Origin of the sequence: Endozoicomonas sp. ALE010 (genome assembly GCF_049310165.1) — a bacterium.
Lineage (GTDB): Bacteria > Pseudomonadota > Gammaproteobacteria > Pseudomonadales > Endozoicomonadaceae > Endozoicomonas.
This window is the reverse complement of sequence record NZ_JBLYNV010000017.1, coordinates 1-17,289: the sequence shown is the minus strand read 5'-3', so window position 1 is coordinate 17,289 and position 17,289 is coordinate 1. Positions and strand designations below refer to the sequence as shown.

The 17,289-nt window shown below is 52.5% G+C and carries 13 protein-coding genes; 4 read left to right on the top strand and 9 right to left on the bottom strand.

Going from position 1 to position 17,289, the window contains the following annotated elements:
• Positions 1 to 37 precede the first annotated feature (37 nt).
• The 5 genes from ACO6UY_RS09505 to ACO6UY_RS09485 form a co-directional block, all read right to left on the bottom strand.
• Entirely contained in the window at positions 38 to 1,243 is a 1,206-nt protein-coding gene (locus tag ACO6UY_RS09505; protein ID WP_422462093.1) for an ankyrin repeat domain-containing protein, read from the bottom strand.
• Between the two features lie 27 nt (positions 1,244 to 1,270).
• Complete coding sequence (locus ACO6UY_RS09500) at positions 1,271 to 1,525, bottom strand: hypothetical protein (protein WP_422467818.1); 255 nt, start codon at positions 1,523 to 1,525, stop codon at positions 1,271 to 1,273.
• 222 nt (positions 1,526 to 1,747) lie between these two features.
• The gene (locus ACO6UY_RS09495; protein ID WP_422489723.1) at positions 1,748 to 2,926 is read right to left on the bottom strand and encodes an ankyrin repeat domain-containing protein; all 1,179 of its coding nucleotides are present in this window, start codon (positions 2,924 to 2,926) and stop codon (positions 1,748 to 1,750) included.
• Positions 2,927 to 2,948: 22 nt separating this feature from the next.
• A complete protein-coding gene (gene preA / locus ACO6UY_RS09490; protein ID WP_422449866.1) occupies positions 2,949 to 4,244 on the bottom strand; it encodes an NAD-dependent dihydropyrimidine dehydrogenase subunit PreA in 1,296 nt (431 codons plus the stop codon).
• On the bottom strand, positions 4,244 to 5,596 hold the full coding sequence (locus tag ACO6UY_RS09485) for an NAD(P)-dependent oxidoreductase (RefSeq protein WP_422449865.1): 1,353 nt from the start codon (positions 5,594 to 5,596) through the stop codon (positions 4,244 to 4,246). The genes preA and ACO6UY_RS09485 overlap by 1 nt, the downstream gene beginning before the upstream one ends.
• Before the next feature lie 334 nt (positions 5,597 to 5,930).
• On the opposite strand from ACO6UY_RS09485, the gene ACO6UY_RS09480 reads away from it, so the two are divergent.
• Positions 5,931 to 6,539 (top strand): trimeric intracellular cation channel family protein, encoded by a 609-nt coding sequence (locus tag ACO6UY_RS09480; RefSeq protein ID WP_422449864.1) that lies wholly within the window; start codon positions 5,931 to 5,933, stop codon positions 6,537 to 6,539.
• 105 nt (positions 6,540 to 6,644) lie between these two features.
• Here the strand turns inward: ACO6UY_RS09480 and ACO6UY_RS09475 are convergent, their stop codons facing one another.
• Both ACO6UY_RS09475 and queG read right to left on the bottom strand, forming a co-directional pair.
• On the bottom strand, positions 6,645 to 7,400 hold the full coding sequence (locus ACO6UY_RS09475; protein WP_422449863.1) for a hypothetical protein: 756 nt from the start codon (positions 7,398 to 7,400) through the stop codon (positions 6,645 to 6,647).
• A gap of 341 nt (positions 7,401 to 7,741) precedes the next feature.
• Positions 7,742 to 8,839, bottom strand: a complete 1,098-nt coding sequence (queG, locus tag ACO6UY_RS09470; protein ID WP_422449862.1) for a tRNA epoxyqueuosine(34) reductase QueG — start codon at positions 8,837 to 8,839, stop codon at positions 7,742 to 7,744.
• 153 nt (positions 8,840 to 8,992) lie between these two features.
• Between queG and ACO6UY_RS09465 the strand changes: the two genes are divergently transcribed.
• The 3 genes from ACO6UY_RS09465 to ACO6UY_RS09455 are packed head-to-tail and all read left to right on the top strand — an operon-like array spanning position 8,993 to position 12,533.
• Positions 8,993 to 10,537 carry an NAD(P)H-hydrate dehydratase gene (locus tag ACO6UY_RS09465; RefSeq protein WP_422449861.1) on the top strand — a complete coding sequence of 515 codons (1,545 nt, stop codon included), beginning with the start codon at positions 8,993 to 8,995 and terminating at the stop codon, positions 10,535 to 10,537.
• A 32-nt stretch (positions 10,538 to 10,569) separates the two neighbouring features.
• Entirely contained in the window at positions 10,570 to 11,067 is a 498-nt protein-coding gene (gene tsaE, locus ACO6UY_RS09460) for a tRNA (adenosine(37)-N6)-threonylcarbamoyltransferase complex ATPase subunit type 1 TsaE (protein WP_422449860.1), read from the top strand.
• A complete protein-coding gene (locus ACO6UY_RS09455) occupies positions 11,064 to 12,533 on the top strand; it encodes an N-acetylmuramoyl-L-alanine amidase (protein WP_422449859.1) in 1,470 nt (489 codons plus the stop codon). Before tsaE ends, ACO6UY_RS09455 begins: the two co-directional genes overlap by 4 nt.
• Before the next feature lie 308 nt (positions 12,534 to 12,841).
• Here the strand turns inward: ACO6UY_RS09455 and ACO6UY_RS09450 are convergent, their stop codons facing one another.
• The gene (locus ACO6UY_RS09450; RefSeq protein WP_422449858.1) at positions 12,842 to 14,803 is read right to left on the bottom strand and encodes a WD40 repeat domain-containing protein; all 1,962 of its coding nucleotides are present in this window, start codon (positions 14,801 to 14,803) and stop codon (positions 12,842 to 12,844) included.
• Positions 14,804 to 14,901: 98 nt separating this feature from the next.
• Positions 14,902 to 17,289: transglutaminase-like domain-containing protein (locus ACO6UY_RS09445; protein ID WP_422489721.1), on the bottom strand; the 2,388-nt coding region annotated here is incomplete at its 5' end.

Below are 17,289 nucleotides of genomic sequence, written 5' to 3'. Positions count from 1 at the left end.
GCACACCTATGGCCTGCCAGGGCAGCTCCGGCTCGCTCTACCGTGACAGCGGCAGGTAGATGTACTGCGTTACCGAATAAGGCAGCGGCAGCGAATTGACCGCCTGCTTCATTGGCCGCTTGTTGCGATCCAGGTGTTTGATCAGTCGGCCCCGGATGCTGCTCCGGCAGCGGGATTTGAGAGACGGAAAACGAGGGGCAGAAATGAAATTCTGGATGAGGTTTTTGGTAGCTGGTCCTGCATATTGCCAGGCGGCCTGTCCATTCTGCTCCTTGAGGTTCGGGTCAGCCCCGTTGACCAGAAGGGTCTCAACAATAGCATCGCGAGCATCGCAATAATAGCCACTGACTGCCAGGTGCAGCGGGGTGTTCTTGTGTCTTCCTGGGATGTTCGGGTCAGCTCCGCTGGCCAGCAGGGTCTCGACAATAGCAAGGTGACCATTGGCCGCTGCCCAGTGCAGCGGAGTGTAGAGATCGTGGTTGCCACCTCCAAGAATATTCGGATCAGCCCCTTTGGCCAGTGCCATCTCAACTTGATCCTTCCATCCATGATCCGAAAATTTCAGTAACAGGCAGTTCCAGTCCAGCTGATGGGTTGTTAGGGGTAACAGGATTTTAAATACATCAAGACGACCAAAAGTAACTGCGCATTGCAAGGCTGTCAACTCACCCATGCGCTTGAGGTTCGGGTCAGCCCCAGAGGCCAGCAGGGTCTCGACAATAGCATGGTGACCAGCGGCAGCTGCATCGTGCAACGGGGTAGCATTGCTATATCTGAGAATGTTCGGCTTAGCTCCGCTGGCCAGCAGGATCTTGACAATAGCAAGGCGACCATTGGCAGCTGCATCGTGCAGCGGAGTGTAGTTGTCAACTCCGGGCATGTTCGGGTCAGCCCCTTTGGCCAGTGCCATCTTAACTTGATCCTCCCATCCATGACGGGAAAATTTCTGTAACAGGCTGTTCCAGTCCAGCTGATGGGTTACAGGTAACAGGGTTTTGTATACATCGAGATGACCAGCGTCAACTGCAGATTGCAAGGCTGTCAACCCACTCATGCGCTTGAGGTTCGGGTCAGCCCCATAGGCCAGCAGGATCTTGACAATAGCATGGTGACCAAAGTGAGCTGCATGGTGCAGCGGGGTGTAACTGAAATATCCGAGAATGTTCGGATTAGCCCCTGAGTCCAGAAGGGTTTCGACCTTGGCAAGGTCACCATCAGCAGCTGCTTCAGCCAGAGTGTTCATAATGTGACGTACTCCCTCAATAGAAATTCAGATTTGATCCGTCGATAGGTTACCTTCCTGACCCTTGCTATTCGGGTGCTGCGTCCATTTTAGACAGGATTTGCCGGTTTGCTGTCTGACCATGGTAATACAGTTATCCACAGGACAGGTGAACTGGCAGGGGTTACCCACAACACAGGCCTGCCTGATCACATCAAACTGGCTGCTGGTGCCATCAGGAAAACGACAAAAACCGGGGATATGATGCACCCAGAAGGCTGCACGAGAATAGCGCCCATCCAAGCGACCCCGTCGCGGGGACGGCAGAAAATTAAGGGTAAAAATTCGGTTTTGTGAGGTGAATATCCTAAGGCACAAGTAGCGGGACTATTTGCCGAACAAAAGCGGATTTTTAGACCAATTTATTGCAACCGCACGACTGCATGGATGCAGGAGCCAGAGCAACGCAGGAGCAGTTGCCGTGTAAGGCATCCGGACAGCCTCCCGGAGCAGCTCCGGCTCGCCCTACAGTGACAGCAGGCGATCGACATACTGCATTGTTGGAGGATTAAGCGGCAGAAACCTGACCGCCTCCTTCATTGGTAATCCGTTGTCGGGCAGACACTTGACCAGCCGCCCCCGGATGCTGGCCCGGCAGTAGAATTGGAGAGAGTGAGGTTCAGCCATGAAATGCTGGATTGCTTCTTTAATGGCTTCTGTCATTGCACATTGACAGGCTGTCCGTCCATTCCAGTCTTTGAATTTCGGGTCAGCCCCGTTGACCAGCAGAGTCTTGACAATATCAAAGTGACCATCCTCGGCTGCCCTGTGCAGCAGGGTTTTGTGGTAAAAATCGGGAATATTCGGGTCAGCCCCGTTGACCAGTGCCGCTTCAACTTGATCTTTCCATCCTTCATAGACAAGTTTCGGTAACAGGCTGTTCCAGTCCGGCTGATGGGTTACAGGTAACAGGGTTCTGTATACATCTGGGTAATCACTGTTAAGTCCAGATGTCAAGGCTTTCCGTCCAGTTCCATCCTTTAGGTTCGGGTCAGCCCCTCTGTCCAGCAGAGTCTTGACCATAGGATGATGACCAATGGCCGCTGCCCGGTGCAGCGGGGTGTATTGACCACTATCGGGAATATTTGGGTTAGCCCCGTTGTCCAGCAGGGTCTCAACAATAGCATGGTGGCCAGCCGTAGCTGCGCCTCCCAAAGGTGTATCACCCTCACTGTCCTGGATATTCGGGTTAGCCCCCTTGGCCAGTGCCGCCTCAACTTGATCCTTCCACCCTGAACGGGAAAATACCTGTAGCAGGCTGTTCCAATCCGGCTGATGAGTTTTAGGTAGCAGTTTATCGTACACATCGCGATGACGGTTACTCGCTGCACATTGCAAAGGTGTCCATCCATTGACGTCCTTGAGGTCCGCGTCAGCCCCAATGGCCAGCAGGGGCTCGACCATAGCATGGTGACCTTCGAGAGCGGCAAAATGCAAGGCTGTCCTTCCACTAATGTCCTTGAGGTTTGGGTCAGCCCCGTAGGTCAGCAGGGTCTTGGCAATAACATGGTGACCAGCGTTAACTGCCCGGTGCAGCGGGGTTTCATTGTTATTTCCGGGAATATCCGGGTCAGCCCCCTTGTCCAGCAGGGTCTTGACCATGGCATAGTCACCACAGACAACTGCATATTCCAGTGAATTCATGACATACTCCGGCACTGAAAAATCAGGTTTGCTCCGTCGATAGGTTACCTTCCTGACCCCGGTTATTCGGATGCTGCGTCCAGTTCAGGTAAGGTTTGCCGGTTTGCTGCCTGACCATGGATATACAGTTATCCACCGGACAGGTGATCTGGCAGAGGTTACACCCCACGCAAGCCTCCTCGATCACCTCATACCGGTGCCGGGTTGAATTTTTTACCGGTGTCATGGCGATGGCCTGGTGGGCAGCATCTTCACAGGCGGCATAGCATCGGCCGCATTGGATACAGCTGTCCTGATCAATGTGGGCAATGGTCTTGTAATTCAGGTCCAGGTATTTCCAGTCGGTCAGATTGGGGATGGCAGCGCCTTGAAAGCTGTCCAGGGTCGGATAGTGTTTGCGGTCCATCCACCGGGACAGGCCATCAATCATGTCCTGTACAATTTTGAAACCGTTCAGCATGGCGGCGGTACAAACCTGAACGGTGCCCGCCCCTAACGCCATAAATTCGGCTGCGTCCCGCCAGGTACTGATACCGCCAATGGCCGAGATGGGCAGTCCGGCGGTGTCCGGGCTGCGGGCAATCTGCCCGACCATATTCAGGGCGATGGGTTTCACCGCTTCGCCACAATAACCGCCACTGGTGAACTTATCGTTGACGGCGTGGTATCCCACCATCCGGTCCAGATCAATACCGGTAATGGAGTTGATGGTATTGATTAGCGATACGGCATCGGCACCACCGGCCTGAGCCGCTTCAGCAGCCACCACGATATTAGTGATATTGGGGGTGAGTTTAACGACAACGGGCAGGTTGCTGTGTTGCTTGCACCAGCGGGTAACCATTTCAATATAGTCCGGCACCTGACCGACCGCTGAGCCCATTCCCCGTTCCGGCATGCCGTGGGGACAGCCGAAATTCAGTTCAACACCATCGCACCCGGTCTCCTCTACCTGGCTGAGGATGGCCTGCCAGCTTTCTTCTTTGCAGGGTACCATCAGCGAGACCAGCAGTGCCCGGTCTGGCCAGTCTTTTTTGGTTTGGCGTATCTCGTCCAGATTCACTTGCAGCGGGCGGTCGGTGATCAGTTCAATATTGTTAAACCCGATCACGTCACCACGGGTATTCCTGTGGCAGGAATAACGGGAACAGACATTGACCGGTGCCGGGTCTTCACCCAGGGTTTTCCAGACTGCACCGCCCCAGCCAGCCTCAAATGCCCGATAGACATTGTAGGCTTTGTCCGTCGGTGGCGCAGAAGCCAGCCAGAACGGGTTGGGGGAGCGAATACCAAGGAAATTACTGGTTAAATCAGCCATTATCTTTCCCTCCGTTGCAGGTATTGATCAATGGCCCGGGCCGCCCGTTTTCCATGCTCAACCGCATGGACAGTCAGGTCTTCACCTTTATCAATGCAGTCACCACCGGCCCAGACGTTAACCAGTGACGTACGAAAGTGGTCGTCCGTTACTATGCGGTTGCCTTTTATCGCAGGGCTGTCACTGGTATTGGCAAAGGCATCCACCAGCAAATGCTGGCCAATGGCTTTGTAGAGTGTGTCTACCGGCAAGGTGGTCAGCTCTCCCGTGCCCTGTAATTGGCCGCTGGTATCCAGCACGGTTTTTTCCAGCTGGATGGCGGTGATGCAGCCATCTTCTGTCTGCAGGGCTGAAGGCTGAACCCAGGTGAGGATGCGAACACCATTGTCCCGGGCAAACGCCTGTTCATGACCGGTGGCTGACATCTGTTCAGGGCCACGACGATAGGCAATGGTGACATCCTCTGCGCCCAGCCGTTTGCATTGGCAGGCAATATCAATAGCGGTGTTGCCCCCGCCAATAACCACTATACGTCGGCCAACAGGCAATTGGCTCAGATCATGGCACTGACGAAGGGAGGATATGGCCGGGAGAGCATCCTCAACGCCTTCTGCTGCTTCACCCGGAAGGCCTAATAAGTGGCAACCGCCCAACCCGAGCCCGAGAAACACCCCGTCAAACTGTGCTCGCAATTGATCCAGGCTGAGATTCTGACCAAGCCGACAGCCATACTCCGGACAGATACCGCCAATTTCCAAAATGAAGTCCACTTCCTGGCGGGCATAGCTATCCACCAGTTTGTAGTAGGCGATGCCGAACTCATTGAGGCCTCCGGGCTTCTCCCGGGCATCAAACAGGGTAATGGTGTGACCTTGTCTGGCCAAGGCATGTGCACAGGACAGTCCTGCCGGGCCGGCACCCACAACGGCGATGGTTTTTCCTGTTTCCGGCAGACGGGTAAATGGATGGTCAGCTGACTGGCGGTTATCGATGGCATAACGCTGCAGCAGGCCGATTTTCACCGGCAGGCACTCTGGTTCATGATTTCTGACGCAGGCCTGCTCGCAGAGAACCTCGGTTGGACAGACCCGGGCACAGCTTCCTCCCAGAATATTGGCATCCAGAATGGCCTGTGCAGCACCGTCGATATTGTCAGTGGCGATACGATTGATAAAAGAGGGAATGTTGATACCGGTAGGACAGGCCGGGATACAGGGTGCCGCTTCGCAGTAAAGGCATCGGCTGGCTTCAATATGAGCCTGGTAATCACTGAGGGGAGGCTTAATGTCGGCAAAGTTGCGGCGGTACTCTTCTGCTGGCAGCCTGCCATTGTGAATATCGGGTTTATTCATGGCGGTTAATCCTCATCAGGAGTAACGAAGACTAGTACATCGTTTCAAAGAGTTTGATGTATACAATCTCCGTTCACCCTGAGCGCCCTTCGGCTCGGCTCAGGATGCACGGACGAAGGGTGTTTGGCACGATCTATCGGAGGCAGGAGTTTGCGCCCTTCGACAAGCTCAGGACGAACGGAGTCCGAAGACATTTGATAACGACACCCATCAAGCTCATTGAAACCAGGAGCCTGTCGGTATTCGGAAAGAATGCCGGTATATGACTATATCTGGCCGTGGAAGACGAATTTATAATCTATAATCCAATGACCTTTTCTCCGTAGATTCGTTGATGCTGCTCTATATTCTCGACCTTTTTGGTACTGTGGTTTTTGCGATTAGTGGTGTCTGGCTGGCCTGCCGTAAAGACATGGACCTCTTTGGCGCAATGGTACTCGCCTTCGTGACTGCCGTTGGGGGCGGAACTATTCGAGACGTTTTGCTCTCCTCTACGCCCGTATTCTGGATACAGGATACGCTCTACCTGCTGGTTATTCTGGCTACGACGCTGTTTGCCATCCTGGTTCGCCAGTGGCATGAGCGCAGCAAGTGGATTCTTCAGGTCTCTGATGCCCTGGGGCTGGCGGTCTTTGTGGTCATCGGCTTGACCAAGTCGTTGTCATTTGGTGTGGAGCCAATGGTCGCTGTGATGATGGGGGTATTGACTGGCTGTGGTGGGGGTGCCATCCGGGATATGCTGGCCGGGGAGATTCCCATGGTATTGAGACAGGAGATCTATGCATCTGCTGCCATGGCGGGAGGCGCGGTGTTCATATTGCTGGAGCCATTGCTCCAAAACATAAACCACACGTCAATTATTGCGGCTGCTGTTGTCCTTATTCTCAGGCTGATGGCAGTGTATAAGGGATTGTCTCTGCCGAGGTTTGGGTTGCCTGTGTAGGAATGGTCCTGAAATAACTTCAATATTCCTACAGACGCTTCCCGCTACCCGCAAAAGCCGGAACCGCTTGCGCTTTTGCGGGTAGCGGGCGGCGACCCCCAGATATCAGAACCCCCAATATTTCCTGACGATTTCAAGATAATTGGGCCAGTCTTTTTCCAGATACCCCTTCAGAAAATCCACTCTTTGCTCTGCTTTGTTCAGCAATTTTTTCGGGTGTCTTATGTAGGTGGGCTGGTCTTCATCCTGAAAAGCGTCATACTCTTCAAGGCCCAGCGTTTTGTGACAGTCCATGATGAACTGGCCATTGAGATTATTGGTCTGGTCCACTTCAACACAGCCGGAACGGACAATATTCAGGTAGGACATGGCGATTTTCTTTTCAGTATCTTCCGGACCAAAGTAAAACTTGTAGTTGGGGAGGTAGGCATAAATTTCAACGTCATCGTGGGTTCCAAGAACCTTATTCCTGTGATCCTCCCGATAAAATGACACTTTATCTTTGGCTATTTTTACTCGATGGTATGCCCCTTCGCGTATGTCAAAAGCTGGCAGATCTTTGGTTTTCACGGGAAAGAGTAAGCCATTAAGGTAATCTCCGGGGGATGCTTCGATGTTCAGCGCTCTCTGTGTGGCTTTTTCTATCCAGAGATTCCACTTTCTGGCCATATCATGAACTCTGACCGGCAGGTACTCGGCATCTTGGGGGTCTTCTGCGGTAGCGGTGCGGGCAAGCGTAGACATCAGGCTGCCATAGCCAAATATCCAGACCGTGTCATTCCCACCGTCGGCTGCAAGAGTCAGGTTGCTGGTCATCAGGGATAACAGTAGCGTAAAAAAAATAGGTTTAGTCGATTTCATGATTATAATCTGCCTTGTTAGTTATTGTTCCAAGAGACTTTTTCCTGATTCAAGTCAAAAATAAAGTCGCCATGATTACTGTCCCAAGATTAGTTGATCGACGGGACAGATCACTAACAAGCCCGTTAGATTCAGTAACGGGAATTGGCCGTCTTGATTCACCTGTGGACAATCTGCATCAGCACCTGGGAGGCTGTCCGAGAATAGCGCCCGTAGCGAGGACGACAGAAAATTGAGGATAAAAAATCGGTTTTGTGAGGTGAATAGCGGGGCTATTTGCCAAACAAAAGCGAATTTTTAGACCAATTTGCTGTCGCCGCACGACTGCATGGATGCAGGAGCTAGAGCAACGCAGGAGCAGTTGCCGCGTAGGGCAGTCTATTCTCGGACAGCCTCCTGGCATCGTGTTGCTTGAGAGCCCAGAGGACATGCTCCTGAACCAGCTCTGATGGATAATCCAGACGACTTTTCAGAGCGGCAATAATGGCGTCACTGCCCGGGGCATTGCCCAGTGCCACGGCGATATTACGCAACCAGCTTTCATAACCTGCCCTGCGAATAGGCGAGCCAGCGGTTCGTTCCAGAAACTGTTCTTCACTCCAGAGGAAAAGATCGACCAGATCACTGTCATCCAGATGGTGACGCGGTTGAAAGTCCGGCTCCCGGGTTGGCTTGGCAAAACGGTTCCAGGGGCAGGCCAGCTGGCAGTCATCACAGCCATAGATGCGATTGCCCATCAGAGGGCGCAGCTCTTCAGGAATGGGGCCCTTGTTTTCGATGGTCAGGTAAGAGATACAGCGGCGGGCATCCACCTTGTAGGGAGCCACAATGGCCCGGGTTGGGCACTTGTCCATACAGGAGGTACAGCGTCCACAGTGATTATTTTCGTAAGGCCTATCCACAGGCAGCGGGAGGTTGGTGAACAGTTCACCAAGAAAGAAAAAGGAGCCAGCCTGACGGTTCAGTATCAGTGAATGCTTGCCCATCCAGCCCAGTCCGGCCTGTTGCGCCAATGGACGTTCCATCACTGGCGCACTGTCCACAAAGGCGCGATAGCCATGATCTCCAACGGCAGCTTCAATCTGCCTGCCCAGCTGGGTGAGCCGTTTGCGGATCAACTTATGGTAGTCCCGGCCCAGGGCATAGCGGGAAACATAGGCTTTTTCCGGTTCGTTGAGCAGTTTCACGGTTTCAGTATCCGCTGGCAGGTAATCCATACGGGCAGAAATCACCCTTAATGCGCCGGGATGCAGTTGCTCCGGGTGTGCCCGCAACTCACCGTGCTGGGCCATATAAGCCATATCGCCGTGATACCCTTTCGCCAGCCAGGCTGCCAGATGCTTAAGATCATCTTCCGGTATTTTGGCTTCGGTAATGCCGATCTCCTGAAAGCCAAGTTCTCTGGCCCAGATACGAATTTTCCCAACGAGTTTTTCCATAGCCGGTGCTGGCGATGAGTCCGTCAATGTGGTTAAAGTGGGTGGTGAAGATAACGGTTCAGGCACTGAATTGGATTAACTCTCTTGGCATAGATTGTTTGGCACAGTTTGAATGCAAAATACAATCTCTATTGTATCATCGCGGGCACGCTTATGAATAAGAGCTTACCAGAGTCTCTCTATACTGCCGATCAGGTTCGACAACTGGATCATGTGGCCATCCACCAGCACGGCATCCCGGGTTTTGAGCTGATGACCAGGGCGGCCAGCACCGTGCTGTCCACGATTGTCCACTACTGGCCAGAAGCCGGAACCCTGCTGGTGTTGTGTGGGGCAGGCAACAACGGTGGCGATGGCTATATGGTCGCCAAACTGGCCAAAGAGCAGGGGCTGAGGGTTTCGGTACTGGCGGTGAAAAATCCAGCGGAGCTTAACGGCGATGCCCTCACGGCCTGGCAGGCCTGCGCTGATGCTGGCGTGGTGATTCGACCTTACGACAGCACCCAGTCCCTGTGTGCGGATGTGGTTGTGGATGCCATGCTCGGTACCGGGCTTTGTGGTGAAGTACGGGGTGACTATCAGGATGCCATCAAACGGCTGAATCATCTTGAACGTCCGGTGTGTGCTGTGGATATCCCGTCCGGCCTTTGTGCTGATACTGGAGTTCCGCTGGGAGTGGCGGTCAAGGCCAGGGTTACCGTCTCTTTTATTGGCCTGAAACAGGGGCTGATGACAGGGTTGGGACCAGAATACTGTGGCGAGCTGGTCTTTAATGACCTGGGCGTGCCTGAACGGGTCTATCAAACCGTTCCTGCTGACTGTCAACGAATTGCTCCGGAACAGTTTCGCGGCTGGCTGTCACCGAGAAGCCGTGCCGCCCATAAAGGTGATTTTGGGCATGTGCTGCTTATCGGGGGTAACCACGGGATGCCGGGGGCGATCATGATGGCCGCTGAGTCCGCCCTTCATTGCGGTGCTGGCCGTGTCACGGTGGTTACCCGCAAGCGACACCTTGCGGCGCTGGCTGTGCGTTGCCCTGAGGTGATGGGGGTATCGGTAAAGCGCGGGGCCGGCCTGGGTTCTCTGGCTGAAGGAAAGAATGTCATGGTTATTGGCCCGGGTTTGGGCCGCGATGACTGGGGGCTGCAGCTGCTCAAGGATACCCTGGCGGCAGAGTGCCCGATGGTGCTGGATGCTGATGCCCTGAACCTGTTATCGGATCATCCACAATTGCTAAATGGACGAAAGTCCCCGATTATTTTCACCCCTCATCCTGGTGAGCTGGCGCGTTTATCGGGTTTGGATATTCCAACGATTCAGAACAATCGATTTGCAGCGCTGGTAGACAGTCATCGACAATTAACGGTTCTTACTGGCGAGGGTGCAGCACACCGGCAGCCAGAGATTGCCCTGCTACTGAAAGGGGCGGGAACGCTGCTGTTTGATGGCCAGAGCACCGCGCTGTGCTCTGAGGGCAACCCGGGCATGGCGGTGGCCGGTATGGGGGATGTGCTCAGTGGCGTTATTGGCGCACTGCTGGCCCAGGGGCTGACACCTTTCAGGGCGGCCCAAATGGCGGCCTGGCTGCATGCATCTGCTGCCGATGAGGTGGTTGCCGGTCAGGGTGAAACCGGCTTAAGGGCAACGGAGTTGATTCCGGTTATTCGACAACGATTGAATTTTATTATTGGTCATTAAGGGTCAGGCAACTGGCTGTGATGGAAAGGCTTATGCAAGGCAGATACGAACTGCTGATAAAAAATGAAGATGCCATGGTGGCGCTGGGGGGGCATCTGGCAGAAGCCCTGGGGGACCGGGGCATTGTTTTTCTGCATGGTGATCTTGGCGCGGGTAAAACCACGTTCTGCCGGGGTGTCCTTCGGCATCTTGGCCATCAGGGCGCGGTAAAAAGCCCGACCTATACACTGGTGGAGCCTTACGAGGTCAATAACCATAAGGTTTACCACTTTGATCTTTATCGCCTTGCCGACCCTGAGGAGTTGGAATTTATTGGTGGTCGGGATTATTTCAGCGAAGCGGCGCTGTGCCTGGTTGAGTGGCCAACCCGCGGACAGGGGGAGCTGCCAGAGGCTGATCTGGACATTACCTTTGCCTATCACTCGTTTGACCAGAGTGAGCTGCCCGGCAGGAAAGCAAGGATTGTCGCAGTGACTGAAAAAGGGAAGCGTGCGCTGGAAACCATAAGAGCACTTCAGGGGGGCGGATGAGTCAGAGAACAGGGATTGTTCGCCGGGTTCTGGCCAGGCTTTCGAGAAGACAACGCACAGCGACACCTACCCGAAAAAGAGCCACCTCTGGCACTGAGGTTGAACCGGTATTTTCCGGTGGCAGGCGTCGTTTTGTCAGGCAGCTGGGTATTCTGGCCGTGGGGCTTGCAGCCCTGAAGGTTCAGGTAGCTGAAGCGGTCTATAAGCTGATTAAAAATGTCAGACTCTGGCGGTCGCCGGATAAAACACGACTGGTGTTCGATGTTTCCGATGCGGTTGAACACCATAAATTCCACCTGAGCAACCCCAGCCGACTGGTTATTGATGTTGACGGTGCCCGGCTCAGTGGCTCATTCAATAGCCTGCTGCTGAAAGATACGCCGATTCAAAAGATCCGCCATGGTGCCCGTAATAAAAATGACCTGCGTATCGTTCTGGATCTCAGTGAAAAGGTGTCCAGCGAAAGTTTTCTGCTGAAACCCAATGCGACCTATGGCCACCGCCTGGTGGTTGATCTGTTTGATGATAAGAGCAGAAAACCACAGCCAGTGGTCCGGCAGAAGCCCGCTGGTCATCGGGATATTATCGTGGCGATAGATGCTGGCCACGGCGGTGAAGACCCCGGGGCCATTGCCTACGGCGGTGGTTATGAGAAACAGGTAACCCTGGCGATAGCCAAAGAGCTGGCCACCCTGCTGTCTAAAGAGAAGGGGTTTCGGCCGGTGCTGGTGCGCACGGGTGATTATTATATAGACCTCCGCCGTCGTACCCAGATTGCCCGGGACAACAAGGCCGATCTGTTCATCTCCATCCATGCGGATGGCTTTAAGGATCGTCGTGCCAAAGGGGCGTCGGTTTATGCCCTTTCACGCCGAGGTGCCACATCGGAAACGGCTCGCTGGCTGGCCCAGAAAGAGAACGCATCAGACCAGATTGGCGGAGAAGGCGGTATATCCCTGGGGGATAAGGATGATGTTCTGGCCGGGGTTCTGCTGGACCTGTCCATGACCTCAACCCTGTCCTCCAGCCTGGAAGTGGGCAATAAAGTTCTGGCGAATATGGGTGGGATTAACCAGCTGCATAAAAAACAGGTGGAACAGGCCGGCTTTGTGGTGCTGAAGTCTCCGGATATTCCATCCATCCTGATAGAGACCGGGTTTATCACCAATCCTGAAGAGGCCAGAAAACTAAAGAGCCGCAGTCACCAGAAGGCGATGGCGAAAGCCATTTTCAATGGTACGAAAAGCTGGTTCTACAAAAAGCCACCACCGGACACACTGGTTGCCAAGTGGAAACAGGAGGGCACCCTTAACACCCGGCCATCACGGTATGTGATTAAACCCGGGGATACGCTGTCAGAGATTGCCAATCGGTTTGAAATCAGCATGAATGACCTGAGGCGTGCTAACCGGCTATCCAGTGCCAATACTATTCGTGTGGGGCAGGTGCTGCAGATTCCTGATTAAGCCGTGGTGTAAGTAGTTAACCAAATGAAATCATATATTTCTGACTAAGTTGTCAGTCACTCCCGGCAACTGCTCCTGCGTTGCTCTATCTCCTGCATCCATGCAGTCGTGCGGCGTTGCAACTCCGGTCACATAGCTACGGCTATGCTCCCTACGTTGCGCCTTGCATAGCAACTGCCCACCTAGCCAGAAATATCCGATTCCATTTGGCCAACTACTTATGCGGCAATACCGATGATGTTTTTCAGGCATAAAAAAACAGAGAGCTGCGTGCAAAAAAGCCAGCGCAGCCCTTTGGCACTGACTGCTTATACTTGTTTCTCCGGGTTGATCTGCCAGATGCTGGCGCTGTTGTCACCACAGGTCAACAGCATTCGTCCCGAGGGGCTGAAACTGCCTGAAGAGAATGTTGTACCATGGTTTCTTTTTGCCTTTTGGCACCAATTGCCATCACGGTCGTAGCCGAAGATTTTAAAGTCTCCGTCCTGTTCCTCGTCGCCAGCCAATATCTGGAGCATTGTGTGACTGTGGACAGGTTCATCGGTCAATGGGTCACAGACAGCATTGTCCACAACGCCTCTCTCGGTCCATGAGCCGTTATTATCACACCCCCAAAAGATAATGGTATTCAGAGAAAAAAAACCACCACCGCCGTAAAGCCGGAGCAACTGCTCCGAAGCGCTGAATATGGCTTTATTGACTTTGAAACCGTTGTTGACCGATGCAGGACGGTTAATCCTGGTTTTGGCAAACGAATTACCCTCGCTGTCAAAACTCCAGAGCCTGGCTATGAGCCCATCACGGCCACCATGAGTGGTCAGAACATAGCGTCCTGATGGGCTGATGCTTGCCTCATCAATTTTCTCTTCTGAATGGATTTTTTTAAATTGGCAACGGCCTTCGTTGCTAACATGCACGACATGAACATCATTATCCTCCCTGATCATAATACAGTTGGATGCCGGGTCATCGCTGAAACAGGCTTGCCGCGACAAATAATAAGTATTTTTATGTGAAATTACCCATTGGCCCGAACGGTTATAGTTCAGGATTTGGACAACGCCATTATCAGAATTGTGAGTCAGGAAGATGTCTTCTGATGCACTGAATTGCGTAGCCGTAAGTGACGGCTGATCAGTAATTTCTTTCTTTTGAACATAGCGGCCCTGGTCATTCACACTCCATAGTCTGATTTTATGGTCTATGGTGTGGATCATCAGATGCCGTGCTGAGTTACTGAATTTGACATCATGAATTGTCATGTTGAGGGATCCCAACTCTTGCCACTTGTCGTCTACAGGGCCAATGATTGTCAGTGTGTTTTCATCTGAACCCACCGTTTTGGTGAGGATAACAGCACAATCTCCAGTCGGACTGAAGGTAGCATTCACGTCCATGTCGCTGGTCGGATATGAATATTGGCATCTGACCTGGCCGTCGTAGTCAATGCTCATAATTTCAGCACCACGTTTGAAAGTGATCAGTAGATCATTACCGGAAGGACTGAATTGAAAAGACAAATTCTCAAACCCATTGTTCATGTATCCCGGTATCCAGCCTCTATCGCCATGGCGAACGCAGATCATCAATGCATCAAGGCCGTTATGGTCACTGCTGGTGATGGCCAGTGCCCGCTCTATGGGGGAAAATTGAACATTCTTAATCCTGCCGATATTGTGGGTCTCAAACTGTTCCAGCCAGTTGGTCCCACTGTCAAAGCTCCAGACTTTGCACACCCCTTCTGCTGCTGCCATCGCATAGTGCCCGGAAGTGCTGAAGATGGCGGTTTTATCTGGTTTGACCCCTAGTACAACGTCCTCCCGCCAGTCACCATTGTCATCACAACTCCAGCCGCGGACTACATGGAAGTCCTGGAACAGGACATGGCGTTCCGAGGGGCTGAACATCGCTTTTATGTTCTGACCATCAAAAAAATGAGCAACCCCTTTTCGCTCAAGTTTAAACTCGCGGCATTCAATCATCTGACGTATCTCCTCAGAGAATACCGGTTGGTGAGTGATGAGTGGATCGTTCTGCCTGGTTTCAGCTTTATCAGGTCTGGTATACAGGTATTTAAAAGGCCAGTTTTCCTTAATGTCACGGGAGGTAACCGCCGACAGATGGATCTGCCCACACTCTTTTTGCAACTCCTGAATTTCACCACAGCTCAGATGAGTAGAGATATCACCGAGTTTGTTCAAAGGTATCCCGGAAAAATGCAATGAATGAGCGGAAGTTTCAGAGTTAGCCTTATCGGTACTTGGACTCATTACACTGTCATGAGTCAACTTTGGTCTTTTAGTAGATTGCTCGTTAGTAAAACAAGGATTCATTTTTAATCTCGTTAAATTTCCGGAGAGAAGGAATTTTAATATCTGCTTAAAATGGTTGCGTCATGTTCATTGATCAAGCGTTTTATGGTTCCCAGCGAATCCTCACAATCCAGGGCAATACCCGGAGTAAAAATCCCACTGCCGATCAGGTTGAAATTTTGCCCTGCCGCACTTTCAAAGATGGTTACCCGGTCGCGGAAATTGCCAACGATCAAGACCCGGAATCTTTTCAGGTCTTCACATATTACCGGGGTATATATGTCAGCAGAGCGTTGATCGCCGATCAGACGAATTAACTGCCGGTTATTTTCTGCATCATCGATGTGATCATCAAGGGTACTCATGATCTGGGGCACAGGGAGTTCCTTAAGAAAGGCTGAGCCGGTCAGTTTATTGGTGCTTTGCCGGAGAGTGTCCCACGCCCTTTCGATCAAAAACTGGGCGGCCACTATCAGGGTATTGGTTTCCTGGTAATAGGTTGATTTTTCCGGGAAACAGGGCTGACCACGGATCAGTCGGGCAATATCCGGTTTGCCCCGGGAGGCATGACTCCAATAAACTTCGGTAGCCGCCACCTGTGGCAATTGTTTCCCGGAGCACAGCAGGGGAAAATTGCCGACCTCCGGACTGTCGCGGACATTTTTCAGATAGACTTTATCGATGGACTCAACCTGGAACAGGCGCTGGCTTATTCGTTGAGCCATGCCATTATGATCAAAATTGAACCGGATAATGGTCTGCAGGCTTTGAACAGGCAGGACGGGAAAATCATTCGGGCTTTGCAAATACAGTTGCCAGGCAAACTCCGACCACTCACAGAAAGGATGCTTTAGGGGAGACGTAAATTGGGTTGACCAGATGAGCATACAGTGGCTCCAGTCGATAATGGCTTTTTTTTCCGGGGGGGCCAGGGTGGAAAAATGCTCAATGGCATGTCGGGCCGCCAACAAATACTGTTCCGGTACCCAATGGACGACAATCTGAAATGCAAAGATACCGTTATGAGATTTGCAACCTGGCGATACTGGTTTAGATCGACTTGATGATAACTCCCTGCCTATGGGGATAGGGCGGAAATTTTTCCGGAACGTTTCCAGAAAGGTGTCCTGGATTTGTTTTATCGCCTCTTGGGGTAATTCAGATTGAGTACACTTGTGTTGCTTGAGCAAAGAAGTGGCCAGTGACGATATCCCGTTCCAGCCATCAGCGGCTCCGTCCTGAGCGTAACGCGAATTGACGGGGCCCACTGGCGCTGACTTGAAAATATTGTGCCATTCCGGCTCTGATGAATAACTGTAAGTGGAGCTGCCAGCGCCCCCTAAATCACAAAGTCGCCACCCATTGCAGGATCTGACCTCAACGAAAGCATGTGAGCCCGAATTTACTATACGGGCTTCAATACCCCAGTAAAGACAGAGTAATTGAAACAGAAACCCACGATGGCGGCAGGTTCCCTGTTGTTCCTGCAACAGTTGCTTAACCAGGCTGATGCCGGTTTCGTCAAAAGGACGATCGTAAGAAAATGCCCTGAACCAATCGACAAGGGCCAGTAGCCGTTCGGACAAATTCTCTAACTGCCCTATTTCCCGCAACTTCCGGTACCCCGGAGCCGGGTATTCGCTGAACACCTCCTGATCCAGATGTACTTTGATCAGGGGCGGGCAACGCAGGGGCTGTGTGTTGATGGGATCATCAGCCGTTAACGGCTGAAAATAAGTCAGGTCGGGCTTAATAATAAAATCCACCGTCACCGGTTTCGTGAGTCCGGAACGAAGAAAGTATTGGTCGGTGCTCTTATCCCGTGCCAGCTGCGTCTGTTTCGGAATGGATCTCAGACCGGTCAACACGTCGTTGGGGGTCAGCGATGGCAATCGTTGCCAATTGCTGCCCGGTTTCAGTGTCATGCGCCCGGGGGTTTCGCCGGTTTTCAGATAGGTTCGCCCGGTTAACAGGGGCAAAAGATTGCTCTGCTCCACGGGGTGTATAGGCAACCGGCTTTGAACTAACTGCTTATCAGTGTTCACATCGGCTGTATACAGCTCCAGTCGATACAGATCGGGACTCCATTTACCGGGAAAAAACCGGGTAACCTGAAAGTTTCTGGATACACCAGGGGGCGAGCCCAAGCTGAAAATCTCCGGTGAATGAGTGTCCGGACCTCTGGAAGATCCCTTTCCATGAGTATAAGGCCACTGAAAGCTGTATTCACAGTACTTCAGATAGGGCCACCACTTCAGTGATAGATGTTTAGTCCACTGGTCCATGGCGATTTTGCCCAATTCATCGGCCGCCCGGAGCAGCTGCGACAACGTCAGTTCAAGGGGAATGCGTTGCTGTCGGAAATGATTATTGAGGGCACTGGCGCAATCGGTCAGCCACCGACTCAGATCCTCAGATACCCCCATGGCTTGCAGCCTGAGCCG